Below are 21,005 nucleotides of genomic sequence, written 5' to 3'. Positions count from 1 at the left end.
AAATATTTAAAATACTTGTTGTTGATGATCAACCGGATAATGTTTTTCTCTTAGAGGACAGATTAAACAAAGAAGGTTTTAACGTAATAAGAGCTTATGATGGAAAATCTGCAATTAAAAAAGCAGAACTTGAAAAACCGGATTTAATTTTGCTTGATGTTATGATGCCGGATATAGATGGCTTTGAAGTTTGCAAATCCTTAAAACAAAATGAATTAACAAATACAATTCCGATTATTTTAGTAACTGCATTAAATTCTTCAATGGATATTGAAAATGGATTTGAAGCCGGTGCATTTGATTATATTAAAAAACCATTTAATAGAAGCGAACTTTTAGCAAGAGTAAAAGCTGCATTACGTTTTAACGAAACAAATAAATTATATATTGAATTAGAAAAAATTAATACATTTTCTACAACCGTAAAAAAAACAAATCATGAAATCAAACAACCACTAACTTTAATTAATTTATCAGTAACAGCTCTTAAAAGAGAAATTGAATCTGAAACTTTTAGTAAAAATTCGGCATTGAAAAGAGTTGAATTTATTGAAAATGCAGTAAAAGATATTTTGCATTTTATGGGAACAATGCTCAATATTAAAGAGCCGGAAGTTAAATTGTATTTGGATAATTTAAAGGCAAATCAATTTAAAATTGGTGAAGAAGAAATTGTAGAATCAGAGAATTCTCTCTAAAATATTTTGAACAGTTTCAAAACTATAAGGCTTCATTAAAACTTCCGAGATGAAATTTTCTTCTTTAAAATTTTCAACATCAGATCCCGATGTTAAAATAATCGGAATATTAGAATAAATTTGTTTTATATTTTTTATGCACTCAATTCCATCCATAATTGGCATATATCTATCAATAATTATTATATCCGGTTTATGATTATTTAACAAATCTAAAACTTCAATTCCGTTTTGTGCAGAATAAGTTTTTATATTCAACGAAGTAAGCAAATCCTTTAAAACCTCAAGCTGGAAAGGATCATCCTCACCAATAATAATTGTTTTGTTGTTAAAGGATTTAGAAAATTTTTCTGTTTTGTGAATTGGAAAAACAATTTTAAATAGTGTTCCTTTTCCTAAATTTGATTTAACGGAAATATTTCCGGAATATTCTTCAACTAATTCTTTAACTATTGAAAGTCCTAAACCGTGTTCAACAGAATTGTTTTTCTTTGATGAAAAACCATAATCGAAAATATGTTCTAAATCTTGTGGAGAAATTCCCGGACCATTATCACTAATTTCTAATTCAATTTTATTGGGATGAAGATCATTTAGTGAAATTAAAACTTTAGAATTGCAATCAGCTTCTTTAGAATTTTTTATTAAATTCAAAATTATGCGATTTATATTTACATAATTTGCAAGAATTAAATCATTCGTTGCATTGTTAACAAAAATTATTGAATCATTATTTCGCTCAATATTTACAAGCTCAATTGAGTTTTTAATAACTTTTGATAAACTTATTATTTCCTTAGATAAATTCTGTGAGCTGGAAATTTCTGACACTAAATCGGTTGCGAGAAATGTATTTTTTTTTATGATATCTAAAAGTTGTTCAACTCTATTTTTCGAATTAAAATTTTCATTAACTAGTTCTAAAGAATTTAAAATATTATTTAAAAGATTGTTTAAATCATGTTTTATTTTTAGCAGATCAGTTTTTGAATTGCTTTCGGAATTGAAAATATGCCGGTTGCTGCCATTCATTATTTTAAACTATACTTTTTAATTTTTGTGTAAAGCGTTTTCTGACTTATCCCAAGCATTCTTGCGGTGTTTTCTCTATTCCAACTATTCATTTTTAGAGCTTTCTGGATATGATATTTTTCAACATCTTCTAAGTTTAAAATTGAATTATCATTCAGATCTTCTATATTTGTTTTTACAGAAATTACCGGCAAGTTTAAGTCTTTTGTTTCAATTAAATTTCCTTCGGCAAAAATTATTGCTCTTTCAATCATATGTTCCAATTCTCTAACATTACCCGGAAATTCATAATTCTGAAGTGCAAATTTTGCTTCATTAGATAAAATTTTTGGCGAATTGATTGAGCATTTTTTTTTAAGGAAATATTCGGAAAGTAAAAGAATATCATTGTCACGTTCAACCAAAGGCGGAATTGTTAAAGTAATTACATTTAAGCGAAATAATAAATCTCTTCTGAATTTTTTTTCTTCTGCAAACTCCATTAAATTTCTATTTGTTGCTGCAATAATTCTAATGTTTGAAGAATGATTTGTAACTCCTCCAATTCTTCTAAATTCACCATTTTCCAAAAATCTTAAAATCTTTGGCTGAAGAGTTAAACTGAGTTCACCAATTTCATCTAGAAATAAAGTTCCGCCATCTGCAATTTCAACCAAACCCGGTTTAGAAGTTTTTGCATCTGTAAATGCGCCTTTTTCATATCCAAAAAGTTCACTTTCCATTAATTGATCTGGAAGCGAAGCGCAATTTATTGCAACCAGCGGTTTTTGATTTCTTAATGAATTTTGATGAATAAATTCTGCGAATAATTCCTTTCCAGTTCCAGTTTCACCTTCGAGTAATATATTTGAATCTGAATGAGCAGCACGCTCTGCCAAATGAATTACTTCTTTAATACTTTTACTATTACCAACAATATTTATACTGCTATACTTTTCGACTTTATTAACAAGAATTGTATTTTTCTCAAGCAATTCACGATGTTTTAAGGCGCGTTCTATTGTAATTAACAATTGTTGAAAATCATAAGGTTTGTTAAGAAAATCATATGCGCCAAGTTTCATGCACTCAATTGCGGTTCGCATATCAGATTGTGCAGTTAGGACAATTATTTGAAGGCGGGGTTTATTTTCGTTGGCAAATTTTAAAACCTTTTCACCGGAAATAAATTGCATTTCCAAATCAAGTAAAAGAATATCATAATCTTTTTCCTTTAATTTTTCGATTGCATATTTACCATCATAAACAATATCAACGGAAAAATTTTGATTGATTAATTCTTCCTTCAGCAAATAACACAGAGTTTCATCATCATCTGCAATTAAAATTTTATTATTTCTATTCATTCTTAATTATAAAAAGGTAGAAAATTACCTATTAATTTAATGGAAAATTTTAGACTGTAAAGACATTTCTTAATAAAGGAATATTTGTTAGTAGTATATTCGAAACCAAATAGGAAAATTTTACCGATTATTTTTTGATAAAAGTTTTAAAAAAATTGGAAATAAATAATAAATATTGGTAAATTTGCTGTCTTAAAATTTGGGCGCGTAGCTCAGTGGTAGAGCATCTGCCTTTTAAGCAGAGGGTCGGTGGTTCGAGACCACCCGCGCTCACTCCCCTAAACCCTTATGAGATAATATCTTATGAGGGTTTTGTTTTTTAAAGAATATTAACCGTAGTAGAAATCGTAGTAGTTTTAGAAAAATCTCTCATAAAACTTCACACAGAAATTAGCTTTTTTACCATAATTTATTCCATCTTTCGTTTTATCATTTTGTCAAAGTGACAATTTGACATTTAATTTTTAGGATATTTCTTCTCAATAATATATTTATCATTTTCCACAACTTTCCAACTTTCTCACAAATCAAATCAATCAACTAATCACAAACAAAAAAAGGAGTATAAGTATGTCAATGGCAATATTATTAGCAATATTCTTAGTTTTAGTTCAAGTAGCTAAAATATTTAACAAACATAATCTTGTAGACAAAACATTCAGTCTATTTGAAGATCCTAATTCTATATGCAATAGATGCGGTAGAGATGTATCGGTAGGATCTGGATTTTACAACAACAGGTTAAAGTATAACGATTCCATCGAGATCAGGAAATCAAAAGAAGCTAAATATCCTGAAGGGAATGATATATGTATTGAATGTTTAAGAGGATAAGCGAGGAAGTAGAAAAACCAAATCTTGATCCGCCGACGGTCAGTAGGTATTAAAAGCATTTCTATAAATCACATATCGACATCAATATCCTAGTAGTTATAAATATTCAGATAGGGGAGGTAAATGAAATCCATTGCGAGCTACCCTGGGTTCCTCAATTTGATTCGGAACATAGTGTAGAAGCAAATTGCAGCTACCCCTATGTTTTTCACAAGGGTTCGAACCATAGGTGTAGAACTCTGTGTGAGCCACCGGGGTGCACTATTGTAATTTTAAATCATAATTCAAATTATGCGAAAGCCAATGAAATTAATAGATAAAAATTAAAATTTTGTAAGTAATAATACTTACAGTACGTACTTATACGTATTTACAAAAAGATATTTTTCTCTTATATTATATTTAAGATTTAAGTTAAAAATATAAAATAATTGCTAATGTAGGTTAATTGGCGAAGCTTTTTTAAGTTCTATAAAATTATTAAAATAATTTTAAAAAAGTTAAGTATTTAAGATTTGTATTTTATATTAAAACAAAAATTCTTAATAATTGTAAGTTGATATTATGCAGAAAGTTATTTAAGTAAAATAATGATATTGAAGGAATGAAAAGCGGAAGAAAATTCCACATATCAGACCAAAATACAAGTTTGAATTTTGTTGTAACAGTTTATTTTATAACAAGTTATAAAAATTTTAAGTAGATATTAAAAAATACAAAAGCAGAAGAAATTGCTTGTTTAACTCTTTTCAATATGAGTTGGGCTATTCTGCTTAATATATAGTTAGCAGTAATGGCAGGACGACCCAACCGACAATAATAAATAATGCAAAAAACGACATTTAAAATATCAAAAATGGACTGCCCATCCGAAGAGCAAATGATACGGATGAAACTTGCCGACTTGAAGAACATCAACTCGTTGGACTTTGATATACCTAATAGACTGCTGACCGTTTTTCACACAGACAACCACGACCAAATTTTTCAGCGACTTGACAACTTAAAATATGACACTTCACTTATTGACAGCGTTTCGGCAGACAATTATTCTGTTACAACCGACAACACCGACCGAGAAAGAAAATTGCTTTGGCAAGTTTTAGCTATCAACTTTTTCTTTTTTGCACTTGAACTTACGACAGGTTTCGTTTCAAACTCAATGGGACTTGTTGCCGACAGTTTAGATATGCTTGCCGACAGTATTGTTTACGGACTTGCACTTTTCGCTGTTGGTGGGACAATGACACGAAAAAAGAACATTGCAAAATCAGCAGGTTATTTTCAGTTGACACTTGCCATTTTTGGTTTCATTGAAGTAATCAGACGATTTATTGGAACTGAAACAGTTCCTACATTTCAGACAATCATAATTATTTCAATTCTTGCACTTATTGGCAACGGACTTTGTTTGTATTTACTGCAAAAAAGCAAAAGCAGAGAAGCACATATGCAAGCGAGTATGATTTTTACATCTAATGACGTAGTTGTAAATTTAGGTGTAATTGTCGCAGGCGGACTTGTTTACTTGACAAACTCAAAATATCCCGACCTTATCGTTGGGACAATAGTATTTTTCATCGTTGGACAAGGAGCATTTAAAATTCTAAAACTATCAAAATGACGGAAGGACAAAAAACCACTACTGCTAACAGCGGTTTGGCAAAAGGCGGGGTTTCGTGCTTCGTAGAAACATTTGTGGTTTATCAAACATTTTTGCTTCGTATGAACCTTTGTGGTAAAAATCCCGCCCTTCGCCAAGCCGCAATCCGTTATGCAACATAAAATAATACTTAGGTAATGTATTAGAAAATATTAAAATAATTGGAACACAAAAATATTAGAATTGTTTAAGATTTTATTTGTTAAATAAAAAACATAATTATTCTTTATTTAATTTCTTAAACAAACATTCGGCGGATGAAATGAGAAAAGTAATATTTTTGCTTCTATTATTAAGTTTTATTAGTCTAATTAAAGTTTCTGCTCAAGAGATTGTTTCAAAAGGTATTGTTGGTGGACTTAATTTATCAAATTTATACGGCAATGATGTTAAAAATAATTCTATTCGTTTTGGCTATTCTTTGGGGGGATTTGTAACAATTAAATTAAATGATAAATTATCAATTCGTCCAGAAATTTATTATTGTTCAAAAGGTTATTTATCAGAATACAAAGATTATTCTTTGAGTGGAATTGATGAATACTCTGTAAATAACAAGATGACATTATCGTTAAATTACATTGAAATGCCAATTTTTATAGTTTATCCAATTATTAAAAATTTTAATATTTTTGCTGGCCCATATATTGACATTTTTATTAATGGTGAAACAGAAATAAATTCAAAAGGGTATTCAAAATTTAATAATGGAAATGAAGTTATTACAACAAATATCAATGAAGATGATACACATAAAATAAAATCCTCAATGATCAAAAGCCCGGGATTTGGTATAACTATTGGAGGAGAATATCTGTATAAACAATTTAGTTTTGGTGCTAGATATTCACTAGGTTTGTCAAAAACATTTGATGCAAGTAATACAAGTTTTAAGCATAGCAATATTCAATTAATGGTTGGTTTCTATTTCCCTTGAAAATAATTTTAAAATATAGTTGCATAACAAACAAATTAACCCGACTGCGTGCGCAGTCTGGCATTTGTTATAAAAATTAAATTTGAAAGTTCACTTAAAATTGTTGTTCAACATTGAAAGTAATTTTAAATAACCTAAAAACAGTTTTTGTAAAAACAATTTAAAAACTGTTTTAATAAATTTTGGCGGAAACAAATTAACTTAAGTTTGCAGTTTAGGGCAGCGGGTTATTTGTCACGCCGTTATACAACTTAAAAAATAGGTTCAAAATTGTGAAAAATTCTGTTTTACTAATCTTATTAATGATTTCAATATTTGGTTGTTCTTCAACATATTTAGTTCAAGGAGAAGATTCAGAAAATTATATTGAAAAAATCAACTATTTAACTAAATCTTATGTCCCATTAATTAAGTTGTCTGATGGAACGGAGTTTTATTCAAATTTAATTGAAGTAACAAAAGATTCACTTGTTATTAAAGGCTATAGATCCAAATCAATTCCATTAGAATTAGTTTCATCAATAGAATTAAGAGATTGGGTAAGAGGATTTTTTGATGGATTTTTCATGGGAATTCCAGTTAGTTTCGCATCTATCATAATTACAAATCAATTGATGGATGATTGTACAGAGATGTGTGGTCTTGCGGGAATAGCAGTGGGTGGAGCAACTTATGCCATAACTTTAATTGCCAATACAATTTGGAGTGGAAACAAAACATATATTTTTGTAAAAAATAACAATAATGAATTTATTCAAATAAAATAAAAAAGTTGTATAACCAACAAATCAACCCGACTGCGTGCGCAGTCTGGCATTTGGTGTAAAAATTAAATTTGAAAGTTCTTATAAAATTGCTATTCAACATTGAAAGTAAATTTAAATAACCAAAAAACAGTTTTTGTAAAAACAATTTAAAAACTGTTTTTATAAATTATGGCAGAAACGAATAAACTTAAAATTGTTGTTTTGGGCAGCGGGTTATTTGTCACGCCGTTATATTGCAATTTAAATAAACATGAAATTATTTTATTACATAGCAATTATTGCTAATATATTTTCAATTATTCTAACACTTCTTACTCAATCTCAAAAAATAAAAGATATTAGTCTGAGTATTTTTGATCCAGAAAAAGGATTAACTCCAAAAGGGATTATCTTTAGTAAATGGCTTTTGCTCAGTTATATTATCAGTTTTATAACTTGGATTTTATATTTTTTTACTATTATATAATATATTTTAAGGTTATTTATTAATGTATATTTTAACAAAAAAGATAAAACTATCTCAAACTTATTCTTAAATTATTTTATCTATAAATTTGGCTAAAATTCTAAAAATGTAAATCAATCCAATTAATTTTAATATATAAAAATAAAAAGCAATATAACCAACAAATCAACCCGACCGCCGTTCCGGCTTGGGTTTTGTACAAAATAAAAGCTAGAAAGTAATTTTAAGTATTTTGTTAAAGTGTAGTGCAATTTATAAAAGTGAGTCGCAAAGTTTGCAAAGAAAAGTTAAACTTTGCTTTTTAAATTAAATCAATCGTTATTTAATAAAATAGTTGTTTATGGCGTCGGGTTATTTGCTACGCCGTTATGTGGTTAAAAAATATGAAAAAAATTTATGTAATATTATTTACAATAGTATTAAGTGGATGTTATACTGAATTTGAAAAAAGGTCAAGAATCTTAGAAGAATTTGTTGAGATATCAGATTCCACAGTATTTTTTCCAAATCAAAATTTCTTTACAAAAGATTTTTCAATTAAAGATTTATATTGCAAATGGATTAATTCTAGAGAAGAAGAAAAGACAATAATAAAAATATATAGACCAGAAAATTATAAGGAATATAAACCAAGTAGATTTAGAGGTAAAATAAATTTTTATGAAAATGGAGAATGTGAATATACTATTTTAGAACCAAACGATGGGCATAGATATGTAAAATTAAGGTGGAGATTACTAAAAGAAAATCCAAATATAATTAATCTATATAATGAAAATGGAAATAGAGAAAATAGCCTAAGAATTGAGATATTAAAACCTGAATTATTAAAATTTGTTTGGGTAAATTAACAAAAACCACATAACCAACAAATGCCAATGACCACTAAGTAATCATTGGCGATAAATTAAAACCAAGTTGTTTGGCTTGTTTTTGTAAAAATTTAATTTTTTGTTCTTTGACTTTTTGTTGATAATCTTTAATGCCTTTTTCAACATACTCAATACCTTTAGTCATAATATTGTAGTAAAGAACAGCAATTTTTCTAGCAGTAGCTTTAATAGCAATAAGGGGTCCTTTTCTAGCTTTTATTCTATAATAAAAAGCGCCAAGAGCAATATGTTTACTATTAGTTAAAGCATAGGCAGCGTTTCTAAAAATTTGACCAGCTTTAGTGTGACCTTTTTTATTTCTGGTTTTATTTTTTTTACCCGAGGAGTGTTTACCAGGAGCAAGACAAAGCCAAGAAGTAAAATGTTTTTCAGTAGGCCATCTGGATAAGTCAGTTCCGGTTTCAGCAATAATCTCCAAAAGAGTTTTGTCAGTAAGACCGGTAATTTGGGAAGGATCATTACCACCGGTTAATTTCATTAGCATTAAGTGAAGGTCTTGAATTTGTGGAGCATTGTGTCTAACTCGTTTAGGGAGATTAAGTTTTTCTGGTACATGTTTGTCTTTAGTAATTAGCTCTAAAAGATTTTCAATTTTTTTATCACATAAGAATACTTTATCTAAATAAAACTGATAACCATCAAAAGCTTGTTCTAAGGCAAAAATGTAATCATTACGGTAATTACCTTTAAGGGAATTAATTACTAAATCATTTTTCTTTTTAATAATACTATTTTCACAAAGAGATGCTAATTTTATTGGATCTTTTTGACCGGAGATAATAGCTTTAATAATACGTAAACCGCTGGTGCCATTGATTTGACTAATAACATTGTGAAGTTTAATATTCATTGAATCAAAAGCTTTTTGTATATGTTGAATATGTTGAGTAGCTAAAGAGAGATGATCTTGACGTAAACGAGTATAGGTTCTAAGTTGACGAGTAATATCATCTGGGATAAAACAACGTCGAAGGAGACCATAGCTGTGAAGTTCTTGGAGCCATTGACAGTCTTGAACATCACTTTTTCTACCGGGGACATTTCGCATTGCTCTTCCATTAACAAGATGTACGTCAATGCCGGCTTGTTCAATCATATCATAGAGAGCGTACCAATAGACACCGGTGGCTTCCATAGCAACGGTAGTAATATTATTTTCAATAAGATACTCAATAGCTTTAATATAACTTTCAGTAAAAGTTGGGAAAGATAAAACCGGTTTGTTTTCAATGCCGATAAATATTTCAGTAGAACCAATATCAATACCGGCAGCAGTGTGATTGATTTTTCTGATATTTTTTTGTTTCATATGAACTCCAGTTAATTATTTAATTCCGTGTTCGAAGATGTAAAAAAGTAGGCTGCCAAGCGGGTTTTCCAGAAAAGAAGTATAACACCAATTATTGAATTACAAATCTTCGACAACAAGACTCAACCACGAGCATGAAAGCATCAATTAGCTGGACTATCATTTTTACACGGATTATCAACACAAAGGTCATTTGATTTTTGAATAAAGACAAGGTCTTTATGGCGAACTCAACCCGACCGCCGTTCCGGCTTGGGTTTTGTGCAAAATAATAGTTAGAAAGTAATTTCAAGTTATATGTTAATGTGAAGTAAAATTTAGAAAGTTTAAAAACAATGTTTGTTAAAAAAAGTTATGAGTATAGAAAAATTTTTTGGGCACATGGAAAAATAATTCTGGGAATATTTTAGAAATAAAATTTAACAATGAAAAATCTGTGCTAGTAACATTTATTTCTGGTAAAACAGGTTTACCAATAATTAGAGAATTTGCAAACAATGAACAATCAATCGATATGTTTGGTGAATTAGATCTTGAAGAATCTACATTAGAAATAGCAGTTTGTAATAGAAAAGAGGAATTTAGATTTTTAGTCTCATATGATTTGAATGAATTTGGAGATTTTTCTGGAGATGGTTTTCTTGCACCAAGTTTTAGTATTTCATTAAATAACAAACTAAGTGATAAATATTTTAAATATTTTGAACCTCTTGAGAATTATCATAAAGTAAAATAGTATCATTTCACCGTCAAATGATTCGATATTAAACATTTGTTCTCTCTATAATCTTTATAAACGTCATTGACCATTAACCCAATCAACAAGCGCATCCCTAGGTAACCCGTTATTCTGCATATGGGACTCTTTCCCATTTTCGATGCGAGCCCACCCCCCTCTACAATATAAAACAAAGTACAATTAACTAAATAAAATAAATAACTAATTCATTAAGACCAGTTCTGAAGGGAATAATTATCTCTTTGGGGCTGGTCTTTTTTCATTTTAAACCGCTATTAACGGAGAGGAGTATTTCTATGTCACATTTAATGAAGCAACCAGTTAATCTTGTTAAGTCCAACATCTCTCAAGGTGATTACAGAAGTCATTTTTTTGATCTATCTCAGTTTGGATTAAGTGAAGTAAAGTTCAATAGTCTGTTTTTTGATCAGAATAAGGAGTTAGTAGAATTAAGCCTATTAAGAGAAAATTTTTCATTTGCATATTTAAGAGAGGATAAACTTAGAACAATTGATGTTTATGACAGCAGGAATAGTAAGATTTCGTTTAATCAGTTTTTAGAGAAGTTCGGAATAAAAGTAAACTCAGGTAATTTATTTAAATCAGGCAAGTATTTTAGTAGGATATTCAGACCAGTTAAATATGGAAGTTTTTATAAAGGGTTAGATGTTTATGTAAACGAGGAGAAGAAGTATTCCGGCGCGATTACAGACGGTATTTCTCTGATATCTATTTCTTTGGCTAATTCTCTTGGATGGAAAGAAGCTAAGGTAAATATGTCAGGGCAGTTCACTTTGTTCTATAAAGACGGACTTGTAAAAGGGCATTGTGTTGTAAGCGATAAGATTAAATCCGATGTAGTAATTTACGGATCAGGAAATATTAAAAAAGATATTAGTTTATCCGGTGATCTTTGTTATGTAACGCTTGAGCCAGTTAAGTTGGGAAAGAGTCTTAGGCTTGATATCCAGTCCCTATTAAATCTATGGCATCTATTTGGAGCAGAACAATATCTTGAATGGGCATATTCAGGAATAGAGGAATATGTAAATATACTAAAGAGCGGAAGACTAAGTGAATGGCTGGATAACTTTGATGAAATAAGTGTTGAGGATTATAACAAGGAAAGTTGGATACTAAGAAAAGCAATTTGGCATAAGGTTGATTACAGGAAATTCCCGGGATTAGTAAGATTAGCTTGGGGCATGATGAGAAATTCAATACTGAGGTATGGAGAATCAGTTTCAGGAAATCCAGTTTTTAGAATACCAGTTCCAGGAGGAATGAGAGGATATTTAAGAATAGACTTAAGAAACCATGATGAGCTAGGAAACTTTCAGGTGCAGGTTAACAAGGGGGAAATAGAAATAGATGAATATGGAAATGTATGGTTCAGTGATATTGATATTGAAAAGAACTTAAAGATACTTGGCGGCGCGGATATGGATGATTCATTGGGAATTATTCCAATTGAAGAAGGGAAGTGTATTGTCTACAGAAACCCCAACCAATATGGTGAGTATCTAATTTGTGACTTAAAATCTTTTTGTGAAGTTAAAGAAAATATTCTAATTGGAGGATTGAATCAAAAGAAAGTCGAAATAAATAAAGTGGAACAAAAACTTGAAGAATATGGAAATAAATTACTTGATGGTATGTATTCAAAAAAAGCGTTCCAAGTGTTCCAACCGTTCCTAAATATTGAATACAGCACAAAAAACCTACTCAGAACCTACACGGGAATATCAAGAAACAGTTCAAATATCGGAGTTGCAGCAAATGCTGAGATGATAAGATCAGCAATAGGAATTGAGAACAATGAAGTTTTTGAAATGCTTACAAGAACTTATTCATGGAACTTAGAACGAATAATTGATAGCACCGTAAAAGATGGAGTTGCAAGTGATGAAGATATGAACTCTATTAGAAAAATGTATGAATTTATAATAACTAGCAAAATAGAGTTACCAAAATCAATAATCCACCGACTACCGTCGAAATTACAGGAGGAGGCAAAGATTACGAACGGGCATCTATTGGATCAGCTATTGGAAGCTATAAAAATACTAGTTGATAAAACAGATAAAGAAATTGTCGGGCGCGGTTCGGTGAAGAAGGGTAATCGTATTGAAGGTTGGATTGACAGATTGGATATTCCGGTGATTGAATTAGGGCTTTACAACTTAGGGAACAGAATGAAATTAGAATCACAGGTATTGATGAAAAACTATAACAAAGAAGTAGCCATTCTGATTGAGAAAACAAATAAACTTCCGAAGAATGAAAGAAATATTGTTCTCAAGGAGAGAATTGAATTTATACAGAAGAAGTTTTTACAGAAGCTTGAGAAATATTCAGAAAATGAAAGAAAGGAAATTATTTCGGCGATTTCGTATGAGATTTACAAATCCAAATCTGCAGTACATGACAGCATTTTATGGATAAACGGAACAGATGGAACACTTGGAACAGCTTTTCAGATGATACACATACTTTCAGAAATTGGAGAAGCGTACAAAGTTAAACAGAACGGATGTGTAAAAAGGGAAGTGGTCAAACCGGAAAATAAGGAAATATCCGAGGTGAGATTTTGGACGAAAGACAAAATTGATCTTAAAAAGATAAGCTCCACAACAGAGGTTTTAATTGAGAAGAATCAAGTTCTGATTGGAAAAACACTTCTAAATCTTGGTGATGAATGCAAGCTTAGAGACGGGATTTACTCGCTTCTAAATTTAGCTCCGCAGTTCAGCCCATCTAAAAACTCTTACCTCAATAACAGCTTTTCAGCAATGGTTTGTTAAGCTCCGCAGTACTTAAGAAATTAAATAAAACGTTTAATTCCTCATTTATTACTTACTTGTTTATAATAAATAAACTTAAATATTCTTTGATATATTGAATAATATATTTAAGTTTAATTTATCGTGATAAAGTAAGTTTACAAAACTAAATTAATCGAATTAATTTCCTAAAGTGGACTTCCCACAATAAATATAATTTAGTAATTAGTGGTAATTTAAAAAAACACTGAGAATTAAATGAACCTAATTGAAATTCAACTTGAAAATTGCTTTGGAATTGGAAAACTTGACCAAAATTTCGACTTTGGACATTTAAACAGCAATTCCATTCTTATATATGCACCAAATGGGACAATGAAAACCTCATTTGCAAAGACTTTAGACCTTATTGCAAAAAATGATACGAAATCAATGCCTTGTGACAAGGTCTATGACGATAGAATAACCTCATATATTATCAATGTAGATGGAAATGCCATTTCCAATGAATCAATTTTAGTTGTAAATGCAGAAGACGGCAGTTATGATTCTTCGAATAAAATTAGCTCGTTTATTGCGAGCCAAGATCTAAAGAAGAAATATGATGAAATTTATACGGATTTAGAAAAACAAAAAAGTGCATACATTAAAAAATTGAAACAAGTTTCTCAAAGTACGGACTGCGAAACTGAATTTGTTAATACTTATAGCCAAACTCCTAAAGATACTTTTTTTGAATTATTACTTACTATTTCAAAATCATTAGTTTCTAAACCTTACTTATATAAATTTAGGTATAATGATATTTTTGATAAAAAAGGTTACGTAAAAAAATTCTTAGAAAAGAATCAAAAACTTTTATCAGAGTATGTTACCAAATATGATGAATTATTAGCAAAATCCAAATTCTTCAAAAGCTCTGAAAATTCTTTCGGAACATATCAAGCAAACGAATTGCTTAAATCAATAGAAGACAATTCTTTTTTTGATGCAGGACATAAATTTACTTTAAATGATAATGCAGAAATTAAATCAGCAGATGAATTGAAGCAGTTACTCCAAAATGAAATCACAGCAATTGTAAATGATGAAAAACTAAAAAAATCTTTTGACCAAGTAGACAAATCAATTGGTGCAAATGTCGAATTAAGGACTTTCAAATCAGCAATTGAAAAGGACAATCTTCTACTTATTGAACTTGAAAAGTATGAAGCCTTTAGAAAAAAAATATGGCTAAATTATATTTCTTCATTAGCAACTGAAACTCAAGAACTTGCAACATTTTATGAAAGTAAAAAAGTGGACCTCGAAAAGATTATAAATGATGCAAAAAAAGAATTTGCAATTTGGGAAGAAATTATAAGAACTTTTAATGAGCGATTTTATGTTCCTTTTGAAATAAAACTAGTAAACCAAGAGGACGTTATTTTAAAAGAAGAAACCGCAAATCTTGAATTTGATTATATAGACTCAAGTGAAACTCCTGTAAGAAAAGACAAAAATTCGTTATTGTTGATTTTAAGCAAAGGAGAGCAACGAGCATTTTATATTCTTCAACTTCTATTTGATATTGAATCTCGCAAACAGCTTAACCAACCAACATTATTAATTTTAGATGACATTGCTGATTCATTTGATTATAAAAACAAGTACGCAATAATTGAATACTTAAAAGAATTGCATAACAATTCAATTTTTAGACTTTTAATTCTTACCCATAATTTCGACTTTTACAGAACAGTTGCTTCAAGACTTTCATTAAATTGGAATTCTGCATTTATGGCAACTAAAAATGATAATAGAGAGATTACCTTATCACAAGGACGATACAGAAAAGACGTTTTTAGCTATTTCAAACAACATATTACAGATCCTAAGATTTTTATTAGTATCATTCCATTTCTACGCAATATCATTGAATATACGGAAGATAGTGCTTGTGCAAATTATGCTTTATTAACTTCGTGTTTGCATATAAAAACCGACACTAGTTCAATTAGTTGTACCAATATTTTGACATTGATACATTATCACTTTCAATCAACTGCAAATCAAAATATTGCATTTGGAGCAAAACTTATAAAAGATTTGATTTATGAAACTGCGGACTCAATCGAAAACGAAAATCCAATAAATGAAATTTTGCTTGAAAACAAAATAACTTTATCCATTGCTATACGATTGAAAGCTGAAGAATATATGTTGGCAAAAATTCCTAATGTTGCAACACTAGTGATTACTTCAAACCAAACTTCAGAACTTTTGAAACATTATAAGCAATCCTCTACTGACCAGGCAATCATTTCCGTATTAGAGAGAGTAAATTTGATGACACCTGAAAATATTCATGTAAATGCATTTATGTATGAACCGTTGATTGATATTTCAGTTTTACATTTAGTTGGCTTGTACAAGAAAGTAAAGACATTAACTTAAAAAAACAACCGCTAACAATAGCTATACGTAATACGGGCAAAGTGCTGCTATTAAATTAAATACATTAAATAAACTAATAGGTAAGCGGAAAGTAAAGTGCCTTGAAATCCCGCACTACGTAAGCCTGAAACCGTCAAAAAACTTGCGATCATTTAAAAATTTAATATATAAATTTTATAAGATTTAGCCCTTCCGAAAAAGAAAGGCTTTTCATCTTAAAGCAATAATATAATCCATAAATAACATCCACGATCAAAGGGGAATTCCATGAAACAATGCATTAAAACAATCACTTGGAAATTTAAAGATACAAGTGAGACATACCCAGAATTAAAGGATAAGCAGGTTAAAATCACGTCCCCATCAACAATCTATGAAAACTTCAATTTTCTATTTTCAGGAGAAGTAAAAGAAAGGTTTGTAGTTTTTGGTTAAGCTCAAGTAATAAAGTTATTGGCTTTGAAGTTATATCAGAAGGTTTATTAAACAGCAGCCTAGTACATCCCAGGGAAGTATTTCGCGGCGCCATTGTAGCAACATGTGCAAATATAATTATAGCTCACAACCATCCATCAGGAAATTTGGAGCCATCAAGGGAAGATATAAATATTACTAAGAAATTAGTTGAAGCAGGCAAAATTGTAGACATTTCAGTTTTAGACCACGTTATATTCACGGATAATGGATTTACTTCATTAGTTGAAGAGAGAATTATATAGAATTTTAATAATGTGAGTATTAAAATAATCTTTGAAAAAAAGAATAATATATTTAAGTTTAATTTATAGTCATAAAGGAAGTTATAATACTGAAAAATTAGTCTTATTAATTTTATAGAAGTAAACCTCCCGCAATAAATATAATTTAGTAGATTACTTGCTGTATAACACTTAATTTGGTGGTTTATCTGCAGTAAACTTACAAATATGACTTAAATTTTATATAATTGCGTGTAATAATAAGTTGGCGGTAATATTAAAAAGAGACAGAGATGCTTGAAAATCAAGATGAAATAAGAACGATTGTTTATACTGTGACAGAAATTCTAAAAGCCGATAAACTTGAAGAATTGACTGACATTTTGAATAGTGCTCAAATAACTTTAGAGCAGACTGGATATGATAATTGGAATGGTGGAACTTATTTCTATACGCTTCATTTACTTGTTGATATTGGTACGTTTGTGAAAATTCGTGATAGAATTCAAAGTGTTGAATCCGACTTGCTTGAAAAATTCAGTATTGCCACAAGACATTATGAAAACGAAGGAATATCAAATATTACGATTGTTCCAAAAGCAAAACCTAAAATTGATTGGGCTAGACTTGGTGGAACTATTAGTAAAGAACAACTGATTCAAGATATAGGATTTCAGAAAAACACAATGATTTCTGTTGCTACTGGTGGACAAAGGATTCAAGATATAAACGACCAATATAAATCTAAATATATAGCAACCGACAAAGCACTGCAAAAATTGAATTTTAAAAATCCTAACCCACACAAGGACCTTTGGGAATGGTATGGTAAATGGAGTTCTACGTTTTCAAAATACAGCGAAAGGAGAACATATATTAATGAAATGTATAATTCTCTTATTCAAATGTTAGAGGAAAATGAAGAGCCAGATTTTATAAGTGTAACAGTTGACTTAACTGATTGGGAAAGAATAGAAAGGTCTGTAAACGAAATTAGGTTAAGACAAAACGAAGCAAAAACAGAGGAACAATTTCAAGTTGTTGGATTGTTAAGTAGGGAGACTATTATTACTTTAGCTCAAGCTGTATTTAGTAAAGACAAACACCCAATACTTGATGGAAAAGAGGTTAGTAAAACTGATGCAAAAAGAATGCTTGAAGCTTATATCGCTATTGAATTATCGGGTTCAAGTAACGAGATTCTGCGAAAGTATGCAAGAGCGACATTAGATTTAGCTAACGAATTAACACATAAACGGACGGCGAATAAAAAAGAAGCTTCTTTATGTGCGACAGCAACGATTTCTTTAATAAATTTGATTGGAACAATTGAAGGAAGAATATAAAATACTACCGCCAAACGTTGTGCGAAATGCTTAGGAGGGCTACCAGCAACCATGAGAACATACATGTGCGAAGAGACTGAAGAAAAAACTTGCCCATCTTGGATGCTCGCCGTCCATAGCTCGCAATTAGAATTAAGGGAAGAATAATGGCACCAAATAAAAATCTTCAAGATGCAAAAAAAAAGAAATTTGATGAATTCTACACACAAAGAGTAGATATAGAAAATGAAGTATCTCATTATTCAGAACACTTTATCAATAAAGTTGTATATTGTAATTGTGATGACCCCGTATCATCAGAATTTTGGAAATATTTCGTTCGGAACTTTAAACCATTTGGTTTGAAAAAAATTATGGCAACTCACTATGAGCCTGACGAGAAAAACTATGCTTATAAACTAGAGTTAACCGAGGATACAAATGGTGATGGTCGTATAGATATTAATGACGAACCAGTAATTACACAGATACCTTGTAATGGTGATTTCAGATCTGCCCATTGTATAGATTTATTAAGGGAATCTGATATTGTTGTTACCAATCCTCCATTCAGTCTCATTACAGAATATATACAGCAATTAATAGAATACGATAAAAAATTTTTAATTATAGCTCCATTTACTGCCATATCTCGTGAAGAGATTTTTGGTTTATTTCAAGAAAATAAAATATGGCTTGGGTATGGATTTGCTAATGGGAATGCTTTTTTTAGAATACCAAAGGAAGTAGCTAAAGACTATGCAAAAGGTGTTTATGATCCAGAAACAGGTCTTGTAAAATTTCGGAATTGTACTTGGATAACTAACATGGATATACCTAAACGACACGAGAAAATTGACCTTAGAGGGAATTATTTCAACCCAGAAAAATATTCAAAATATTATAATTATGATGGCGTTGATGTTCCAAAAGTAGCAGAAATTCCTTGTGATTACTATGGACACATGGGTGTCCCAATTACATTTATGAGTCAGTATAGTCCGGAGCAGTTTGAAATTATCGGAAGAGGCAATAGTGTTCCAAAGACAATTATACATAAAACAAATGGTGATAAAATTGATTTTATTGATGCTAAGACAAACAAGCTGATTTATAGTGTTCCATACACAGTGCCTGAACGAAAAGCAGGTAATTCATTGAGACTAGAGGAAAATGGGAAAGCAGGCTCAATACCATATAGCAGAATAATAATAAAAAGAGTTAAGGATTAAAAATGAAGATTAATATGATTAAATTGCCAATAAGAGATTTAGTAAAATCTTACAGTGAAGATGATGCTACAAGCAGAGTTCAAGGTTGGGGAGGTAATTTAGATGTTCGCCCTGAATACCAACGTGAATATGTATATGACGATAAGAAACGTGATGCTGTTATTAATACAATTTTAAAAGGTTTCCCACTAAATATTATGTATTTTGTAGATAGAAAGGATGGTTCATACGAAGTTTTAGATGGTCAACAAAGAATAATTTCAATTTGCAGATATGCTACAAATAAATATAGCGTTAAAATACCAGATGCAAAAGGAGAGTATAACACTGTCAATTTTCCCAATCTATTTGATGAGCAGTCAGAGGCTTTTCTAAGCTATGAACTGCAAGTTTATCTTTGCGAAGGTACTGAAAAAGAAAAGTTAGAGTGGTTTCAAATTATCAATATAGCAGGGGAAATGCTAGAAACACAAGAAATCCGAAACGCAATTTATCATAGTGCATGGTTATCAGATGCTAAGTCAGTATTTAGTCGTCGTAATTGTGCAGCTTATAAGAACCATGGTAAATATTTTGCTGGGGAATATATCAGACAGAAGTACCTTGAAACAGCAATATCTTGGAGTGCCGACGCATCAGGATTAACTGGTAAGGACCCCATTTCACAATACATGCAAAAACATAGAAATGATTCTAATGCAGACCAGTTATGGAAGTATATTGAGGATGTATTTAAGTGGGTGGAAAATAGTTTTGGCAACTATGACAAATCTATGAAGGGCATAAAATGGGGCATACTTTATAATAAACACAAGGATGACAATCTTGACTCTTCTACAATCAAGGAAAATATTTTAAAACTGATGGCCGATAAAGAAGTTCAAAAAAAATCTGGGATATATGAGTTCATTTTAACAGGAGATGAGAAATACTTAAGTCTTCGACAGTTTGATAATGATGAACGTGTGACAGTGTATAATCAACAAAAAGGTGTATGTCCCTTATGTGAAAAACAATATAAAATCACAGAAATGCATGCTGATCATATAAAACCATGGAGCAAAGGAGGAAAAACAGTTTTGGATAACTGTCAAATGCTTTGCACAACATGCAATATAAAAAAATCAAATAATTGAATTGAACATTTTAGCCGAAACACATGGAGGTGTTTCAGCTAAAGGACGGGCAAGTTTTTTAGGAGAAGAAGAAGGCACATGTATAAAGAAGCATTATCGTATGAAGACCACCTCCCAAGCACATCGCACAACAGCGGCTATATGAAGTTTTTGCGGAACGCAGTGGAGCAAAAATTTTGGTGGAGCGAAGCGGAACCATATAGCCGCGGCACGTTATAGGCTATGTTTTCAAAACTGAAACTAAATTAACAATGAAAGAAGAAATTATAAATTATAACAATAATCAGAGTGCTGAGGACAAAAAAATATGTGACGAGATAGCAAGTATTATTGACGACGAATTATTAGAAGCTGAAAGTAAAATTTGGCATTCGCATCCTGTTTGGTTTTTAGATCAAAATCCAATTGTCGGATATAGCAGACAAAAGCCTGGTATTAGATTAATGTTTTGGAGTGGAGCTGATTTTAAAGAACCTTCATTAAATATTAAAGGCGAGAAATTTAAAGACGCATCTATTTTCTTCAATAACGTTTCTGAAATTAATCCAACCCAACTAAAAAGCTGGTTAAACAAGTCTAGAGAAATTCAATGGGATTATAAAAACATTGTGAAAAGAAAAGGTAAATTAGAAAGATTAAAGTAAGTTAACACAGCCTCTAACAGTGGTTTACACTAATTGCTGGGCTTGCGCTTGCTATTTTTGCTTCGTG

Annotated in this window: 18 protein-coding genes and 1 tRNA gene; 16 read left to right on the top strand and 3 right to left on the bottom strand. The window is 30.4% G+C overall.

What is annotated here, in order from left to right; all coding sequences use genetic code 11:
• Nucleotides 1-2 precede the first annotated feature (2 nt).
• The gene (locus IPM32_02495) at nucleotides 3-698 is read left to right on the top strand and encodes a response regulator (protein MBK8944116.1); all 696 of its coding nucleotides are present in this window, start codon (nucleotides 3-5) and stop codon (nucleotides 696-698) included.
• Here the strand turns inward: IPM32_02495 and IPM32_02490 are convergent.
• Nucleotides 681-1,730: a hybrid sensor histidine kinase/response regulator gene (locus IPM32_02490; protein ID MBK8944115.1), complete on the bottom strand. Its 1,050-nt coding sequence runs from the start codon at nucleotides 1,728-1,730 to the stop codon at nucleotides 681-683. The two genes, IPM32_02495 and IPM32_02490, sit on opposite strands and share 18 nt — an antisense overlap.
• Nucleotides 1,730-3,076 (bottom strand): sigma-54-dependent Fis family transcriptional regulator, encoded by a 1,347-nt coding sequence (locus IPM32_02485; protein ID MBK8944114.1) that lies wholly within the window; start codon nucleotides 3,074-3,076, stop codon nucleotides 1,730-1,732. The genes IPM32_02490 and IPM32_02485 overlap by 1 nt, the downstream gene beginning before the upstream one ends.
• Before the next feature lie 201 nt (nucleotides 3,077-3,277).
• On the opposite strand from IPM32_02485, the gene IPM32_02480 reads away from it, so the two are divergent.
• From IPM32_02480 to IPM32_02455, 6 genes are all read left to right on the top strand, one after another.
• Nucleotides 3,278-3,349: transfer RNA gene (locus IPM32_02480), tRNA-Lys, on the top strand.
• A 297-nt stretch (nucleotides 3,350-3,646) separates the two neighbouring features.
• Nucleotides 3,647-3,910: a hypothetical protein gene (locus IPM32_02475; GenBank protein ID MBK8944113.1), complete on the top strand. Its 264-nt coding sequence runs from the start codon at nucleotides 3,647-3,649 to the stop codon at nucleotides 3,908-3,910.
• 826 nt (nucleotides 3,911-4,736) lie between these two features.
• On the top strand, nucleotides 4,737-5,534 hold the full coding sequence (locus IPM32_02470) for a cation transporter (GenBank protein ID MBK8944112.1): 798 nt from the start codon (nucleotides 4,737-4,739) through the stop codon (nucleotides 5,532-5,534).
• A gap of 301 nt (nucleotides 5,535-5,835) precedes the next feature.
• Nucleotides 5,836-6,510, top strand: a complete 675-nt coding sequence (locus tag IPM32_02465; protein ID MBK8944111.1) for a PorT family protein — start codon at nucleotides 5,836-5,838, stop codon at nucleotides 6,508-6,510.
• A 272-nt stretch (nucleotides 6,511-6,782) separates the two neighbouring features.
• Complete coding sequence (locus IPM32_02460; GenBank protein MBK8944110.1) at nucleotides 6,783-7,277, top strand: hypothetical protein; 495 nt, start codon at nucleotides 6,783-6,785, stop codon at nucleotides 7,275-7,277.
• 849 nt (nucleotides 7,278-8,126) lie between these two features.
• Complete coding sequence (locus IPM32_02455; GenBank protein MBK8944109.1) at nucleotides 8,127-8,594, top strand: hypothetical protein; 468 nt, start codon at nucleotides 8,127-8,129, stop codon at nucleotides 8,592-8,594.
• 34 nt (nucleotides 8,595-8,628) lie between these two features.
• Here the strand turns inward: IPM32_02455 and IPM32_02450 are convergent, their stop codons facing one another.
• Entirely contained in the window at nucleotides 8,629-9,945 is a 1,317-nt protein-coding gene (locus IPM32_02450) for an IS110 family transposase (GenBank protein ID MBK8944108.1), read from the bottom strand.
• Nucleotides 9,946-10,318: 373 nt separating this feature from the next.
• Between IPM32_02450 and IPM32_02445 the strand changes: the two genes are divergently transcribed.
• From IPM32_02445 to IPM32_02405, 9 genes are all read left to right on the top strand, one after another.
• On the top strand, nucleotides 10,319-10,681 hold the full coding sequence (locus IPM32_02445) for a hypothetical protein (protein MBK8944107.1): 363 nt from the start codon (nucleotides 10,319-10,321) through the stop codon (nucleotides 10,679-10,681).
• A 299-nt stretch (nucleotides 10,682-10,980) separates the two neighbouring features.
• Nucleotides 10,981-13,488, top strand: a complete 2,508-nt coding sequence (locus tag IPM32_02440; GenBank protein ID MBK8944106.1) for a hypothetical protein — start codon at nucleotides 10,981-10,983, stop codon at nucleotides 13,486-13,488.
• A gap of 237 nt (nucleotides 13,489-13,725) precedes the next feature.
• On the top strand, nucleotides 13,726-15,903 hold the full coding sequence (locus IPM32_02435) for a hypothetical protein (GenBank protein ID MBK8944105.1): 2,178 nt from the start codon (nucleotides 13,726-13,728) through the stop codon (nucleotides 15,901-15,903).
• A gap of 267 nt (nucleotides 15,904-16,170) precedes the next feature.
• Nucleotides 16,171-16,338 (top strand): hypothetical protein, encoded by a 168-nt coding sequence (locus IPM32_02430; protein MBK8944104.1) that lies wholly within the window; start codon nucleotides 16,171-16,173, stop codon nucleotides 16,336-16,338.
• Nucleotides 16,296-16,622, top strand: a complete 327-nt coding sequence (locus IPM32_02425; protein ID MBK8944103.1) for a JAB domain-containing protein — start codon at nucleotides 16,296-16,298, stop codon at nucleotides 16,620-16,622. The genes IPM32_02430 and IPM32_02425 overlap by 43 nt, the downstream gene beginning before the upstream one ends.
• 272 nt (nucleotides 16,623-16,894) lie before the next feature.
• The gene (locus IPM32_02420; GenBank protein ID MBK8944102.1) at nucleotides 16,895-17,947 is read left to right on the top strand and encodes a hypothetical protein; all 1,053 of its coding nucleotides are present in this window, start codon (nucleotides 16,895-16,897) and stop codon (nucleotides 17,945-17,947) included.
• A gap of 146 nt (nucleotides 17,948-18,093) precedes the next feature.
• A complete protein-coding gene (locus IPM32_02415; GenBank protein MBK8944101.1) occupies nucleotides 18,094-19,158 on the top strand; it encodes a modification methylase in 1,065 nt (354 codons plus the stop codon).
• Nucleotides 19,159-19,160: 2 nt separating this feature from the next.
• On the top strand, nucleotides 19,161-20,294 hold the full coding sequence (locus tag IPM32_02410; protein ID MBK8944100.1) for a DUF262 domain-containing protein: 1,134 nt from the start codon (nucleotides 19,161-19,163) through the stop codon (nucleotides 20,292-20,294).
• A 251-nt stretch (nucleotides 20,295-20,545) separates the two neighbouring features.
• Complete coding sequence (locus tag IPM32_02405; GenBank protein MBK8944099.1) at nucleotides 20,546-20,938, top strand: DUF1801 domain-containing protein; 393 nt, start codon at nucleotides 20,546-20,548, stop codon at nucleotides 20,936-20,938.
• Nucleotides 20,939-21,005 lie beyond the last annotated feature (67 nt).

The sequence above is a fragment of the Ignavibacteriota bacterium genome (genome assembly GCA_016716225.1).
Taxonomy (GTDB): Bacteria; Bacteroidota; Ignavibacteria; order Ignavibacteriales; family Melioribacteraceae.
Note: the sequence above shows the minus strand (reverse complement) of the source record. Positions and strands in the feature narration are given on the sequence as shown.

What these genes read in the sequence shown, in the direction of transcription:
- IPM32_02490 (MBK8944115.1), bottom strand. Translation starts at nt 1,730, where the DNA reads ATGAATGGCAGCAACCGGCATATTTTCAATTCCGAAAGCAATTCAAAA.
- IPM32_02485 (MBK8944114.1), bottom strand. Translation starts at nt 3,076, where the DNA reads ATGAATAGAAATAATAAAATTTTAATTGCAGATGATGATGAAACTCTG.
- IPM32_02475 (MBK8944113.1), top strand. Translation starts at nt 3,647, where the DNA reads ATGTCAATGGCAATATTATTAGCAATATTCTTAGTTTTAGTTCAAGTA.
- IPM32_02470 (MBK8944112.1), top strand. Translation starts at nt 4,737, where the DNA reads ATGCAAAAAACGACATTTAAAATATCAAAAATGGACTGCCCATCCGAA.
- IPM32_02465 (MBK8944111.1), top strand. Translation starts at nt 5,836, where the DNA reads ATGAGAAAAGTAATATTTTTGCTTCTATTATTAAGTTTTATTAGTCTA.
- IPM32_02455 (MBK8944109.1), top strand. Translation starts at nt 8,127, where the DNA reads ATGAAAAAAATTTATGTAATATTATTTACAATAGTATTAAGTGGATGT.
- IPM32_02450 (MBK8944108.1), bottom strand. Translation starts at nt 9,945, where the DNA reads ATGAAACAAAAAAATATCAGAAAAATCAATCACACTGCTGCCGGTATT.
- IPM32_02440 (MBK8944106.1), top strand. Translation starts at nt 10,981, where the DNA reads ATGTCACATTTAATGAAGCAACCAGTTAATCTTGTTAAGTCCAACATC.
- IPM32_02435 (MBK8944105.1), top strand. Translation starts at nt 13,726, where the DNA reads ATGAACCTAATTGAAATTCAACTTGAAAATTGCTTTGGAATTGGAAAA.
- IPM32_02430 (MBK8944104.1), top strand. Translation starts at nt 16,171, where the DNA reads ATGAAACAATGCATTAAAACAATCACTTGGAAATTTAAAGATACAAGT.
- IPM32_02420 (MBK8944102.1), top strand. Translation starts at nt 16,895, where the DNA reads ATGCTTGAAAATCAAGATGAAATAAGAACGATTGTTTATACTGTGACA.
- IPM32_02415 (MBK8944101.1), top strand. Translation starts at nt 18,094, where the DNA reads ATGGCACCAAATAAAAATCTTCAAGATGCAAAAAAAAAGAAATTTGAT.
- IPM32_02410 (MBK8944100.1), top strand. Translation starts at nt 19,161, where the DNA reads ATGAAGATTAATATGATTAAATTGCCAATAAGAGATTTAGTAAAATCT.
- IPM32_02405 (MBK8944099.1), top strand. Translation starts at nt 20,546, where the DNA reads ATGAAAGAAGAAATTATAAATTATAACAATAATCAGAGTGCTGAGGAC.